This is a genomic window from Streptomyces sp. PA03-6a, assembly GCF_033792765.1.
Taxonomy (GTDB): Bacteria; Actinomycetota; Actinomycetes; order Streptomycetales; family Streptomycetaceae; genus Actinacidiphila.
Map to the genome: position 1 here is coordinate 1 of NZ_JARAVK010000255.1, position 12,721 is coordinate 12,721.

12 protein-coding genes are annotated in these 12,721 nt (G+C 72.6%); 7 read left to right on the top strand and 5 right to left on the bottom strand.

Features of this window, described 5'->3' with window-relative positions; all coding sequences use genetic code 11:
- Positions 1-78: 78 nt before the first annotated feature.
- The 4 genes from PV350_RS38205 to PV350_RS38220 form a co-directional block, all read right to left on the bottom strand.
- A complete protein-coding gene (locus PV350_RS38205; RefSeq protein ID WP_499511528.1) occupies positions 79-1,299 on the bottom strand; it encodes an MFS transporter in 1,221 nt (406 codons plus the stop codon).
- Positions 1,300-1,393: 94 nt separating this feature from the next.
- Positions 1,394-2,314 (bottom strand): endonuclease/exonuclease/phosphatase family protein, encoded by a 921-nt coding sequence (locus PV350_RS38210; protein ID WP_500338062.1) that lies wholly within the window; start codon positions 2,312-2,314, stop codon positions 1,394-1,396.
- Positions 2,315-2,582: 268 nt separating this feature from the next.
- The gene (locus tag PV350_RS38215) at positions 2,583-3,227 is read right to left on the bottom strand and encodes a TetR/AcrR family transcriptional regulator (RefSeq protein ID WP_500338056.1); all 645 of its coding nucleotides are present in this window, start codon (positions 3,225-3,227) and stop codon (positions 2,583-2,585) included.
- The gene (locus PV350_RS38220; RefSeq protein ID WP_500338057.1) at positions 3,224-4,828 is read right to left on the bottom strand and encodes a DHA2 family efflux MFS transporter permease subunit; all 1,605 of its coding nucleotides are present in this window, start codon (positions 4,826-4,828) and stop codon (positions 3,224-3,226) included. The genes PV350_RS38215 and PV350_RS38220 overlap by 4 nt, the downstream gene beginning before the upstream one ends.
- A gap of 170 nt (positions 4,829-4,998) precedes the next feature.
- Here PV350_RS38220 and panB point away from each other — a divergent pair, with 170 nt between their 5' ends.
- The 7 genes from panB to PV350_RS38255 all read left to right on the top strand — a co-directional run bounded on the left by panB (position 4,999) and on the right by PV350_RS38255 (position 10,938).
- Positions 4,999-5,880: a 3-methyl-2-oxobutanoate hydroxymethyltransferase gene (panB, locus tag PV350_RS38225; RefSeq protein ID WP_431961130.1), complete on the top strand. Its 882-nt coding sequence runs from the start codon at positions 4,999-5,001 to the stop codon at positions 5,878-5,880.
- A 202-nt stretch (positions 5,881-6,082) separates the two neighbouring features.
- Positions 6,083-6,628, top strand: a complete 546-nt coding sequence (locus PV350_RS38230) for a hypothetical protein (RefSeq protein ID WP_499511531.1) — start codon at positions 6,083-6,085, stop codon at positions 6,626-6,628.
- A complete protein-coding gene (locus tag PV350_RS38235) occupies positions 6,628-7,221 on the top strand; it encodes a sigma-70 family RNA polymerase sigma factor (protein ID WP_089221762.1) in 594 nt (197 codons plus the stop codon). Before PV350_RS38230 ends, PV350_RS38235 begins: the two co-directional genes overlap by 1 nt.
- Positions 7,218-7,931, top strand: a complete 714-nt coding sequence (locus tag PV350_RS38240; RefSeq protein ID WP_499511532.1) for an anti-sigma factor family protein — start codon at positions 7,218-7,220, stop codon at positions 7,929-7,931. The genes PV350_RS38235 and PV350_RS38240 overlap by 4 nt, the downstream gene beginning before the upstream one ends.
- Positions 7,932-8,073: 142 nt before the next feature.
- Positions 8,074-9,054 carry an ATP-binding cassette domain-containing protein gene (locus PV350_RS38245; RefSeq protein ID WP_499511533.1) on the top strand — a complete coding sequence of 327 codons (981 nt, stop codon included), beginning with the start codon at positions 8,074-8,076 and terminating at the stop codon, positions 9,052-9,054.
- Positions 9,051-9,872: an ABC transporter permease gene (locus PV350_RS38250; protein ID WP_499511534.1), complete on the top strand. Its 822-nt coding sequence runs from the start codon at positions 9,051-9,053 to the stop codon at positions 9,870-9,872. Before PV350_RS38245 ends, PV350_RS38250 begins: the two co-directional genes overlap by 4 nt.
- A 10-nt stretch (positions 9,873-9,882) precedes the next feature.
- Positions 9,883-10,938, top strand: coding sequence for a PHP domain-containing protein (locus PV350_RS38255; protein WP_500338060.1), 1,056 nt, complete (start codon positions 9,883-9,885; stop codon positions 10,936-10,938).
- Here PV350_RS38255 and PV350_RS38260 read toward each other — a convergent pair.
- Positions 10,929-12,479 (bottom strand): M48 family metallopeptidase, encoded by a 1,551-nt coding sequence (locus PV350_RS38260; protein WP_499511536.1) that lies wholly within the window; start codon positions 12,477-12,479, stop codon positions 10,929-10,931. The two genes, PV350_RS38255 and PV350_RS38260, sit on opposite strands and share 10 nt — an antisense overlap.
- Positions 12,480-12,721 lie beyond the last annotated feature (242 nt).

The following is a 12,721-nucleotide window of genomic DNA, read 5'->3' on the forward strand; positions in this document are numbered from 1 at the left end:
CGGGCAATCGGGAGGGCGGGCGGGGGAGAAACCCCAACCGCAACCACAACGGCGCCGCACACGAGGCACGGGCCAGGGTCAGCGCACGCGCTCCCGCACAGCGGGCGGCTGCCCGGACACGACGACCCGGGACGAAGAGGACCCCGCGTCGGAACCCGCGCGCCGCTCCCACAGGCTCGCGACCGTCGCGATCGCGAGCCCCGTGACCGCCAGCACCGCGCCCGCCACCGCCGGGGCGGTGTAGCCGAGGCCGTGCGCGAGGACGAGCCCGCCGAGCCAGGCACCGCCCGCGTTGGCCAGGTTGAACGCGGCCTGGTTCGCGGAGGAGGCCAGCGCGGGGGCGTGCCGGGCCTTCTCCATGACGAGCATCATCATGGGCGACCCCGTCGCGAACGCCGCGATCCCGAGCAGGACGACCGTGAGCGCCGCGCTCCAGCGGGCGTGCGCGGTGACCGTGAACAGCAGCAGGACGACCGCGAGCGCGCCGAGCCCGCCGAGCAGCGCGGGCCGCAGGGCACGGTCGGCGAGGCGGCCGCCGAGGAGGTTGCCGATCGTCGCGCCGACGCCGAAGAGGGCGAGCACCAGCGTGACGCTGCTCTCCCCGAACCCGGCGACCTGCGTGAGCATCGGCGTGACGTAGCTGTATACCGCGAAGACCGCGGCGAAGCCGAAGATCGTGGTGCCCAGCGCCAGCCAGACCTGCCCGCTGCGGAAGGCCGACAGTTCCCGGCGCAGTCCGCCGCCCGGGGCGAGGGGGATGCGGGGCACGAGCAGGGCGATGCCGGCGATGGCGGCCAGGCCGATGATGCCGACGGCGAGGAAGGTGGCGCGCCAGCCGAGGTGCTGGCCGAGCAGGGTCGCGGCGGGGACGCCGACGATGTTCGCGACGGTGAGCCCGGCGATCATCAGGGAGACGGCGCGGGCCTTGCGCGCGGGGTCGACCATGCCCGCGGCGACGACCGCGCCGACGCCGAAGAAGGCGCCGTGCGGGAGTCCGGACAGCACGCGCCCGGCGAGCAGCCAGCCGAAGCTCGGGGCGAGGGCGGAGAGCGTGTTGCCGACGGTGAACAGGACCATGAGGGACAGGAGCAGGGCCTTGCGCGGCATCCGCGTGGTGACCGCGGCCAGGAGCGGGGCGCCGATGACGACGCCGAGGGCGTAGCCGGAGACGAGGTAGCCGGCGGTCGGGATGGAGGTGTGCAGGTCGTCCGCGACGTCGGGCAGCAGGCCCATGATCACGAACTCCGTCGTACCGATGCCGAATGCGCTGATCGCCAGTGCGAGCAGGGCGAGAGGCATGACAGGCCTTTCCGGGGCAGGGTCGGGAGCAGTCATTAGTTTAACTGCGGAACAAAGTCTGCCCGGCCCGTTCTTCCCGTGGGCGAAGAACTCGTTACGGGAGTGCTACCTTCGCCGCCACCGGCCGGTGGTCGCTGCCCGTCGCCGGCAGCACCCAGGAGGCGGTCGGCTCCAGGCCCCTGACGAGGATCTGGTCGATGCGGGCGGTCGGGAACCCGGCCGGCCAGCTGAAGCCGAAGCCGTCGCCCGCGGCGCCCTGCGTGGACCGCATCTGGGAGGTGATGTTGGCGAGCGCGCGGTCGTTCATCGTGCCGTTGAGGTCGCCCATGAGGATGACGTCGGGCAGCTCCTCGTCCGCGACGGCCTCGCCGAGCGCGTCGGCGCTGTGGTCGCGCTCGCCGGCGGTGAAGCCCGCGTTGAACTTGACCCGCACCGAGGGCAGGTGCGCGACGTAGACCGCGACCTTCCCGTGCGGCGTGGTGGCGGTGGCGCGCAGGGCGCGGGTCCAGCCGAGCCGGATGTCCACCGGCCGCACCTGGCTGAGCGGGTACCTGCTCCACAGCCCGACGGTGCCCAGCACGGCGCTGTACGGGTAGCGGTCCTTGAGCCCGGACTTGTAGACGGAGACCTTCCCGGCGGGGATCTCCTCCAGCGCGACGAGGTCGGCACCGGAGCCGATGAGGTCCTGCGCGGTGCGGGCGGGGTCGGGGTTGTCGGCGTTGACGTTGTGGGTCAGCACGGTGAGGTCGCCCTCACCGGCGTCCTTGTCCGTGAGGAGCCCGCCGAAGAAGTGCAGCCACACCACGATCGGCAGCAGGACGGCGATCAGCGCGGTCGCCGAGCGCCGCAGCACGCCGACCACCAGCAGCACCGGGAGCGCGAGCCCGAGCCAGGGCAGGAAGGTCTCCAGCAGGCTGCCCAGGTTGCCGATCCGGTTGGGCACCGCGCCGTGAAAGGCCATCACCACGGCGACGGCGAGGGACAGTACGGCCGTGACGATCCCCCGCCGCCACATACCGTCGCCGAAGGACCAGAACCGCCGGAAGCGTCCGAAACGTCCGTTCGCACCCGAACCCTGCGGCCTGGTACCGCCGTCGGTGGTCACGTCCGCGTCGTACGCCTGAGCCATGGGGGGAGTCCTCACTGTCTTGCCAGGTGCTCAGTCGACCATAGGCGATCGACGCCCGGAGGACGGGACTCGCCGGGCGACAGGTTCCCCCGCCGCCCGACGAAAGGGCACCCTGTGACAGAACCAGGACATTCCCCCTTGGTCCCCCAGGCGTTCAGCGGCCGGCGCGGACGCCCTGCAGCACCGAGTCGACGATCAGCTCCGACAGCCCCTCCGGCAGTGCCGCGTCCGGCCGCAGCATCGAACGCGACAGCATGGGGCCGATGAAGAGGTCCCCGAGGAGTTCCGGGTCGATGTCGTCGCGGAGTTCGCCGCTGCGGATGCCCCGGCCCAGGACCTCGCGGACCTGGGCGCGCCGGGCCGCGATGACGGTGTCGTGGTAGGCGGCCCACAGTTCCGGCTCGTTCTGGGCCTGGGCGAGGACGTTGCGCAGCAGGGCGGAGGAGCGCTTGACCAGGGCCCTGCGCCGTATGAATTCGACGCAGGTGACCAGGTCGTCGCGGACCGAGCGGCCGGCGAGCCGCGGGGTCTGCTCGTCGACGGACTTCATGACGTCGAGCATCAGCGCGTTCTTGCCCGCCCAGCGCCGGTAGACGGTGGCCTTGCCGACGCCGGCGGCGCGGGCGATGCGCTCCATCGACAGCTCCCCGATCGTGGCGCCCTCCTCCAGCAGGCTGAGGACCGCCTCGATGATCGCGGTGTCGGCGGCGGCGCTGCGCGGACGGCCGCGCGGGAGGCGCCCGGCGGGCCCGGGGACCGTGTCGCCGCCGGGTGCCGTCGCCGCCCGGGTGCCGGTCACCGCTCCGCCCCCACCGGGCTGACCTCGCGTTCCTCTCCGCCCGCGGGGCGCCCCCCGGCGGCCTTGCCGGGCAGGAAGACCACGACGACGAGCATGCCGAGCAGCGCGACACCGCTCGCGACGTAGGCGGTGACGTGCATGGCGTCGAGGAAGGCGTCGGTGGCCGGGGCGAGCAGCGCCTTGCCCGCGGGACCCATGCCCTCGGCCACGGCGCGCGTGGCCTCGATGGACTCGCCGGCCCGGTGCTGCACGTCGGCGGGGAGGCCGGTCAGGTGGTCCGCGATGCCGTCACGGTAGACCGTCGACATCAGCGAGCCCAGCACCGCAACGCCGAGCGCGCCGCCGACCTGCCGGAAGGTGTTGTTGACGGCGGAGCCGGAGCCGGCCTTCTCACGCGGCAGGGAGGACATGATGGCGACGGTCGCGGGCGGCATCACGTGGGCCATGGCCGTGCCCATGAGGAAGAACAGCACCTCCAGCTGCCAGATCGGGGTGTCGGCGTCGAGCAGCTGGAAGCCGAGGAAGCTGAGCGCTATCAGCGCGAGCCCGGCGGCGCAGGTGAGGCGGGCGCCGATCCGGTCGACGACCAGCCGGGCACGGGGTGCGAAGACGAGCTGGGCGACGGCGAGCGGGAGCAGCAGCAGGCCGGAGTCCAGGGCGCTGTAGCCGCGCACGCTCTGGGTGTAGAAGACCATGAAGAAGGTCACGCCCATGAGCGCGAAGAAGACCAGGCCGATCGCGGAGACCGAGGCCGAGAAGGTCGGGTTGCGGAAGTAGGAGACGTCGAAGGCGGGGTGGCTGCTGCGGGCCTCGTGCCAGACGAAGGCGCCGAGGACCACGAGGCCGCCGATGATGGCCGTCAGGGGCGTGGGGGCGGTGAAGTCGGCGAGCTGGCCGCCCTTGATGATGCCGTACACCAGCAGCACCAGGCCGACGATGGACAGCAGCACGCCGACGGGGTCGAGGCGGCCCGGCCGCGGGTCGCGGGAGTCGGGGACGATGAGCACCATCGCGACCAGGGCGACGGCGATGATCGGCACGTTCACCAGGAAGACCGAGCCCCACCAGAAGTGGTCGAGGAGCAGTCCGCCGGTGACCGGGCCGATGGCTATCGCCAGGCCCACCGCGCCGGTCCAGATGCCGATCGCCTTGGGCTGCTCCTCGCGCTCGAAGACGTTGATGATGATGGCGAGCGTCGCGGGCATCACGAAGGCGCCGCCGAAGCCCATGACCGCGCGGAAGGTGATCAGCTCGCCGGAGGAGCCGGCGAAGGCCGAGAGCACCGATCCGACGCCGAAGACGGCCATGCCGAACAGGAGCACCTTCTTGCGGCCGAGGCGGTCGCCGAGCAGGCCCGCGGTGAACAGCAGACCGGCGAAGACCAGCGTGTAGGAGTTGATCGCCCACTCCAGCTGGCTCTGGGTGGCACCCAGGCCGGTCGGGGCGGGCTCGGCGATGGTCTTCATCGCGACGTTGAGGATCGAGTTGTCCAGGACCACCACGAGGAGGCTGAACAGCAGGACGGTCAGGATCCCCCAGCGGCGGCGGTGGACCGCCTCCGGGGCGCTGGGGCTCTGCGGCTGGGCTGTGTCGGCGGGCATGCCGTCAACGTAGACCCGATTTCCGATACGGGACCGTCTCGTATTGTAAAACCTCGGCAAAAGGGGGAGTGACGGACGCCCCCCTTTGCGCGGACGGCGGCGCGTGTCAGCATGGAATCGGTCCGGGGACGCCGTCAGGGCGCCTCGAGATGACACAAGGAGCAGTTGCAATGACGCATGCCGTTCCGGCTGCCCAGACGCCCGCCCAGCCCGCTCCCGACAGCAGCAAGGCGCTGTACGGCGGCAAGGGGACACGGCGGATCACCGTCCGGGACATCGCCGCCGCCAAGGAGCGCGGCGAGAAGTGGCCCATGCTCACCGCCTACGACGCCATGACCGCCTCGGTCTTCGACGAGGCCGGCATCCCCGTGCTGCTGGTCGGCGACTCGATGGGCAACTGTCACCTCGGCTACGAGAGCACCGTCCCGGTCACGCTGGACGAGATGACGATGCTGTCCGCAGCCGTGGTGCGCGGCACCAAGCGCGCGATGGTCATCGGCGACCTGCCGTTCGGCTCGTACCAGGAGGGTCCGACGCAGGCGCTGCGCAGCGCGACCCGGCTGGTCAAGGAGGCCGGGGTGGGCGCCGTGAAGCTGGAGGGCGGCGAGCGCTCCGCCCAGCAGATCGACCTGCTGGTCCAGGCCGGCATCCCCGTGATGGCCCACATCGGCCTCACCCCGCAGTCGGTCAACGCCTTCGGCGGCTACCCGGTGCAGGGCCGCGGCGAGGAGGCCGCCCAGCAGCTGCTGCGCGACGCCAAGGCCGTGCAGAACGCCGGCGCCTTCGCCGTCGTGCTGGAGCTGGTCCCGGCCGAGCTGGCCGCGGAGGTCACCCGGATCCTGCACATCCCGACGGTCGGCATCGGCGCGGGCGTGGAGTGCGACGCCCAGGTGCTGGTCTGGACGGACTTCGCCGGGATGACCGGCGGCCGGGTGCCGCGCTTCGTCAAGCAGTACGCGGCGCTGCGCGAGACCCTCGGCGGTGCGGCCAAGGCCTTCGCCGAGGACGTCGTGGGCGGTGCCTACCCGGCCCCGGAGCACAGCTTCCACTGACCCTGCGACGACCCGTCGCGGCGTCACGCGCGACTTCCCCCTGAGGCGGTGCGACCCACCGCCGGCTTCCGCCCCGGGCACCCCCTCCCCGGGGCGGAAGTTTTTTCTGGGGACGTTGAGTACACCGGCCCTCACCCCCGTATGAGTGGGCAACCGCCCACCAGGGGCGGAGCACCGACGAGAAAGTGCCGGGGGCCGTGGCATGAACGTTCCGAAGTTGCGCCGATCGGTGGGGGCGGGGGCATTCGCCTCCGCCGCGCTGATCGTCGCCACCGCCTGCAACGCGGGCGTCGACAATGCCAGTCCCCCGGTGGGCGCGATCCAGGCGTCGCAGCCCGCACCGGCGCCCGGCCTCCGGACCGTCGACAACGCCCAGCTCGGCAAGCTGGTCACCGACGAGAAGGGCTGGGTGCTGTACCGCTTCGAGCAGGACAAGCCCAACCCGCCGACCTCGACCTGCACCGGCGAGTGCGCGACCCAGTGGCTGCCGGCCGCCGCGGTCTCGGACACCCAGGTGCAGGGCGTGGACCAGAACCTGGTCGGCAGCGTGAAGCGCCCCGACGGCACGATGCAGCTCACGCTCAACGGAATGCCGCTCTACCACTTCGCGGGCGACAAGAACCCGGGCGACACCAAGGGCCAGGGCGCGAACCGCACCTGGTACGCGGCCACCCCGGACGGCGAGAAGGCCGGGGCGCCCGCGCAGCCGAAGAGCGCCTCCTCCGAGAACGGGTCAGACGGGTACTGATGGGACAGCAGGCATTGAGAGGACTCGACCCCCAGCGATCAGTAGGGCAGGATGCGCTCGTGGCCGACCATCGCTCAGGTGGGGTCCCCGAAGAGGACCTCATGCGGGCGCTCTACCGCGAACACGCGGGTGCGCTCTTCGCATACGTTCTTCGGCTGGTCGGCGGTGACCGCTACCTGGCCGAGGACGTCGTGCAGGAGACCCTGCTGCGCGCGTGGAAGAGCGCGTCCCGGCTCGACCCGGGCGCCCGTTCCCTGCGGCCCTGGTTGGTGACGGTCGCCCGGCGGATCGTGATCGACGGCCACCGCAGCCGTCAGGCACGGCCCCCGGAGGCCTCACCGGCCGCCCTCGACCAGCTCCCGGCCGAGGACGAACTCGAACGCTCCCTGAGGCTGATGACGATCTCCGACGCACTGGATGATCTCACCGAGGCCCACCGCCAGGTGCTGATCGAAACGTACTTCAAGGGCCGGACGGTCAACGAGGCCGCGGCGGCGCTGGGGGTACCGCCCGGCACCGTGCGCTCGCGCGTCTTCTACGCCCTCCGCTCCCTGAAAATCGCTCTTGAGGAAAGGGGTGTGACCACCTCGTGACGGTCTACGGTTACGGCTCCGGGGCAGGTACCCCCCACGACCCGCACGTCGACGTCGGGGCGTACGTCCTCGGCGTGCTCGACGACGCCGACATGGCGCGCTTCGAGGAGCATCTCGCCATCTGCCACCAGTGCGGACAGCAACTCGACGAGCTGAGCGGTCTCGTGCCGGTACTCGCCGAACTCGCTCCCGCCGGCGCCGGAGTGCCCCTCCCGCCCAGCGGCGACAAGGTGCTCGGACGTCTCCTCGGCAAGGTGTCGGACGACCGCAGGACCCGCGCCCGGCGCAGGATGTTCGCGCTCGCCGCCTCGGTGGCGCTGATCGTGGCGGGCCCCACCGTCGCGGTGCTCGCCTCCGGCGGCGGCTCCGACGACGCCCAGGCCAGGGTCTACGCGGAGCAGTTCAAGGGCACCGACAACTCCACGGGCGTCAAGGCGACGGTCGGTGTCAACGAGAAGAAGTGGGGCAGCGAGGTCGGCCTCACCCTCGCCGGGGTCCAGGGCCCGCTGACCTGCCGCCTGGTCGTCGTCGGCAAGGACGGCTCCCAGCAGACGGTCGGCACCTGGAGCGTCCCGACGGCCGGCTACGGCACCTCCGACCAGCCCAACCCGCTCACGCTGGACGGGTCGGCGGGGATGCAGCCGGACTCCATCTCCCGGTTCGACGTCGTCACGTCCCAGGGCCAGCGGCTGGTGTCGGTCACCACGTAGGCCCTGCGGGGCCGATGCCCGAGGGGGGACGCGCGGTGCGCGTCCCCCCTCGGGCGTTCTCCGGTGGCGCGTCGGCACCGTGTCGGTGGGGCTGTCAGCGATATGTCGGCGCCGTGTCGGTGGGGCGCGCGACCGTGGCGGCATGACACAACGGGATGCCAAGAGCGCGGACGCCGCCGTCAGGGTGCGGGGGCTCGTGAAGCGCTACGGGGAGACGAAGGCCCTCGACGGGGTGGACCTGGACGTGCGGCAGGGGACCGTGCTCGGCGTGCTGGGGCCGAACGGCGCCGGGAAGACGACGCTGGTGCGGATCCTGTCCACGCTGGTCCGGCCGGACGCCGGCACGGCGACGGTGGCCGGTTACGACGTGGTGGCGCAGCCCCGGCAGCTGCGCCGGGTGATCGGGCTGACCGGGCAGTACGCGTCGGTCGACGAGTCCCTGTCGGGCCGCGAGAACCTCTACATGATCGGCAGGCTGCTCGACCTGTCCCGGCGGGACGCCCGGAGCAGGGCGGACGAGCTGCTGGAGCGGTTCTCGCTGACGGACGCCGCCCGCAAGCCCGCCAAGGAGTACTCCGGCGGCATGCGCCGCCGCCTGGACCTGGCGGCGTCGATGATCGGCCGGCCGGCGGTGCTGTACCTGGACGAGCCCACCACCGGCCTGGACCCCCGCACCCGCAACGAGGTGTGGGACGAGGTGCAGAACATGGTCGCGGACGGCTCGACCGTGCTGCTGACCACGCAGTACATGGAGGAGGCCGAGAAGCTCGCGCACGAGCTGACGGTCATCGACCGCGGCCGGGTGATCGCCGGCGGCCGGGTCGAGGAACTGAAGGCGAAGGTCGGCGGCCGGACCCTGCAGGTACGGCCGGTGGACCCCGGGGAGCTGGACGCGATGGCGACGGTGCTCGGCACGGGGACGCAGGCCGTGCCGGACCACGCCGGCGGGGTGCTCAACGTGCCCATCCTCAGCGACGAGCAGCTGACGGACGTCGTGGCCGCGCTCGGCACGCACGGCTTCGCCATCGCCGGCATCGACACCCATCTGCCCAGCCTGGACGAGGTGTTCCTGGCCGTCACGCGCGGCAGCGGCACCCGGGACCGAGAGGAGCTCGCGGCATGACCGCCGTCACCGTCCCCGCGGGGAACGCCAAGGCCGCCACCGCCGATCCGCGGATCGGGCTGCGCGCCAACCTCCGGCACATCGGCGCCCTCGTGCGGCGCAACGTCCTGCAGATCCGGCAGGACCCGGAGTCGATGTTCGACGCGCTGCTGATGCCGATCGTCTTCACGCTGCTGTTCGTGTACGTCTTCGGCGGCGCGCTGGAGGGCAGCCAGGAGAAGTACGTCAACTACATGGTGCCCGGCCTGATGGCCATGATGGGCATGAACATCGCCATGGCCGTCGGCACGGGCGTCAACTCGGACTTCAAGACCGGGGTGATGGACCGCTTCCGCACGATGCCCATCGCCCGCTCCTCCGTGCTGATCGCGAAGATCGTGGTGGAGATCGGCCGGGCGCTGGTCGCCACGGTGATCCTCCTCGTGATGGGCTTCATCCTCGGACTGCACGTGGACAACGGTGTGTTCGGGCTGGTGGGCGCGGTGGTGCTGTCGCTGACCTTCGGGGCCTCGCTGATGTGGGTCTTCATCCTCCTGGGTCTGGTCGCCCGGACCCCCCAGTCCGTCCAGGGACTCGCCATGATCGTCGTCCTGCCGCTGCAGTTCGGGAGCTCGATCTTCGCCAAGCCCACGACCATGCCGGGCTGGCTGGAGGCCTTCACCCGCTACAACCCGCTGTCCAACCTCGCCGACGCCTCCCGCAACCTGATCAACGGCGGTGCGGTCGCGCACTCGGCGATGATGACGTTGATGTGGGCCGTGGGCATCACGGTGATCAGCGCGCCGCTGGCGGTGGCGAGGTTCCGCAACAAGACCTGATCCTGGAGGCATGGACCCCGTCGAGGCGCTGGACCGGATCGCCTTCCTGCTGGAGCGGGACGGCGCCCCGACGTACCGGGTCCGTGCCTTCCGCGGGGCCTGCGCCACCGTCTCCGCGATGCCGCCGGAGGAACTCCGGCGGCGCGCGGAACGGCCGGGCGGCCTGGAGGAGGTCAAGGGGCTCGGCCCGAAGACCGCCGCCGTCGTCCGGGAGGCGCTGGCGGGCGACCGGCCCGCCTACCTGACCCGGCTGGCGGAGGGCGCCGCGGACGCGGTCGCCCGGCCGGAGGGCGGCGCGGGGCGGCGGATGCGGGCCGCGCTGCGCGGCGACTGCCATCTGCACTCGGACTGGTCCGACGGCGGCAGCCCGATCGAGACGATGGCCCGCACCGCGATGGAGCTGGGCCACGAGTGGGCGGCGCTCACCGACCACTCCCCCCGGCTGACCGTCGCCCGGGGGCTCACCGCCGAGCGGCTGCGCGCCCAGCTGGAGGTGGTGGCCGAGGTCGGCGCCCGTCTCCCCGGCTCCTTCCGGCTGCTGACCGGCATCGAGTGCGACATCCTCGCGGACGGCGCCCTCGACCAGAACGCGGAGCTGCTGGACCGGCTGGACGTCGTCGTCGCGTCCGTCCACTCCAAGCTGCGGATGGACCGGGACGCGATGACCCGGCGGATGATCTCCGCGATCAGCAATCCGCTGGTGGACGTGCTGGGGCACTGCACGGGACGGCTGGTGGCCGGCAAGCTGCGCCCGGAGTCGGAGTTCGACGCGGACCTGGTCTTCGCCGCCTGCGAGCGCTTCGGGGTGGCCGTGGAGATCAACAGCCGCCCGGACCGCCTCGACCCGCCGCGGCGGCTGCTGCGCAAGGCCGTGGAGGCCGGGGTCCTCTTCAGCATCGACAGCGACGCCCACGCCCCCGGCCAGCTGGACTGGCAGATCCACGGCTGTGCCCGCGCCGAGGAGTGCGGCGTCCCTCCGCAGCGGGTGGTCAACACCTGGGACGCGGACACCCTGCTGCGCTGGACCCGCACCCGCGAGGTGCCGGCCGCGGCGTCTCAGGTCTGAGCCGGTGCCCGGTCCACGGGCAGCCCGAGGAGTTCCCGCAGGCCCGAGCTGTCCGGTTCCGCTGCGTCCTGCGGGGACACGGCGGCGTCCACGGCACGGTCCAGGGCGGCGTGGACGCCCTCGTCGAACTCCAGGTGCCTGCCGCGTTCCCAGTCCAGTTCCCAGCGGGCCCGGCCGTCCTCGACCAGGGCGGCCAGCGCCAGGGAGTACAGCCCGTCCGCGGCATCGGCGCGGGCGCGCGCCCGCAGGGAGTCGTCGAGGAGCATGTGGCCCCCGTGGCCGGGGCGCGGCATGCAGTCGACGACCTCCGGCCAGCGTCCGGCGTCGAGGGCGTCCAGCAGCATCCCGAGGTCCGCGGGGGTGCGCAGGACCGCGCGGGCGGCCCGGAGCACCGGCGTCGTCTCGGCGCCGAGCTCCGCCGTCCCCACCTCGGCGGCCAGGTCCCGCCAGGGCAGCTGCCGCAGCCCGGCGGCACCGGGGAGCGCCAGCACGGTGCGGGCACCGGTTGCCACGGGATCCCCGAGCAGGCCGGCGCCCGCCGGTGCCGGCTCGCCGGGGAACGTCCCGGCGGCGTCCGCGGGCAGCGCCTCGATCGCCGCGACCCGCTCGCGCATCGGGGGGTGCGAGTCGTAGGGCGAGGTCTTCTCCCGGGGCGGGTCGGCGATCAGCCGCCGCTCCTCCTCCCGCCAGGTGCCGCTGTCCAGGAACGCGCCGAAGCCGGGGTGCACCTCCTCGGCCGGAGGGAGCAGACCGAGCGCGGTGCCGATGCCGGCGTACTCCCGGACGTAGCGGGTGTGCGCGGCGTCGAGCAGGGGGATGCGCCGCAGGGCGGCGGCGGTGGTGTCCCGTCCGGCGATCCGCGCGGCGGCGCGGTCCGCGGCGAGTTCCCCGAGGCGTGCCTGGGCCTGCGTCGTCCGCAGGCAGAAGCGGGCGTAGCCGGCGAACATCGAGCCCATCGCGTGGCCGATGCCGTTGCCGTCCTCGGCGTACCGCTCCAGGACCCGCATCAGGCCGGCGCGGTTGCGGGCGGCCAGCCCCGCCAGGAGGGTGTCGCGCCGGGCGAAGTGGCCGAGTTCGTGGGCGATGACCGCGTCGATCTGGCGTTCCGTCAGCCCCGTCAGGTACGGGATGCCCAGCACCATCCGCCGGCGCCCGGCGACCAGGCCGAGCACCCAGGAGCTCTGCCAGACGGCCGCCACCGGCTCCGCCACGAGCCAGATCTCCACGGGGGCGGCCGTCTCCATGGCCTCGGCCACCCGGCGCACACGCGCCCACAGCTCCGGTTGTTCGTCCGCGGTCACCCGCACCCCGGCCGGCCGGTGACGGTTGACGCCGCGGACGGAGGCGAACAGGCCCGACACCAGCGGTGAGGCGAAGGCGACGCTGATGCCCAGGAACAGGCAGGTCACGTAGCCCTGTCGCAGCGCGACGTCGGTGAGGACGACGTCCGCGGCGACGATCGACGCGAGCAGGCCGACGGCCATGACGTAGAAGCCGAGCAGCAGCACGAGCAGCCGGACGGCCTGGAGGAACGCACGCATGCCGGAAGGGGTCTCCTGGGAACCGAAGGGGGAGTCGCCCGCGACGGGCCGAGCGGCGACGCGCCATCGTATTCCCCCGCCGACCGCTGCTCAACGGCCTTTCCGGGGTGGGGTGGTGCACTCCTGCCCGCGGTCCTCCCCGCGGTCAGGCGTCGGGCCGCAGGCGGAGCACCGTGGTCAGGGCGTGGCGGCCCTCGCCCTGGAGGATCTCGACGGGGAGCGGTGCGGGGAGGGGGCGGTAG

Excerpts from the sequence above, each read along its gene's own strand:
- PV350_RS38245 (WP_499511533.1), top strand. The coding sequence starts at position 8,074 with ATGACACAACGGGATGCCAAGAGCGCGGACGCCGCCGTCAGGGTGCGG.
- PV350_RS38250 (WP_499511534.1), top strand. The coding sequence starts at position 9,051 with ATGACCGCCGTCACCGTCCCCGCGGGGAACGCCAAGGCCGCCACCGCC.
- PV350_RS38260 (WP_499511536.1), bottom strand. The coding sequence starts at position 12,479 with ATGCGTGCGTTCCTCCAGGCCGTCCGGCTGCTCGTGCTGCTGCTCGGC.
- PV350_RS38235 (WP_089221762.1), top strand. The coding sequence starts at position 6,628 with ATGGGACAGCAGGCATTGAGAGGACTCGACCCCCAGCGATCAGTAGGG.
- PV350_RS38205 (WP_499511528.1), bottom strand. The coding sequence starts at position 1,299 with ATGCCTCTCGCCCTGCTCGCACTGGCGATCAGCGCATTCGGCATCGGT.
- PV350_RS38210 (WP_500338062.1), bottom strand. The coding sequence starts at position 2,314 with ATGTGGCGGCGGGGGATCGTCACGGCCGTACTGTCCCTCGCCGTCGCC.
- panB (WP_431961130.1), top strand. The coding sequence starts at position 4,999 with ATGACGCATGCCGTTCCGGCTGCCCAGACGCCCGCCCAGCCCGCTCCC.
- PV350_RS38220 (WP_500338057.1), bottom strand. The coding sequence starts at position 4,828 with ATGCCCGCCGACACAGCCCAGCCGCAGAGCCCCAGCGCCCCGGAGGCG.
- PV350_RS38230 (WP_499511531.1), top strand. The coding sequence starts at position 6,083 with ATGAACGTTCCGAAGTTGCGCCGATCGGTGGGGGCGGGGGCATTCGCC.
- PV350_RS38255 (WP_500338060.1), top strand. The coding sequence starts at position 9,883 with ATGGACCCCGTCGAGGCGCTGGACCGGATCGCCTTCCTGCTGGAGCGG.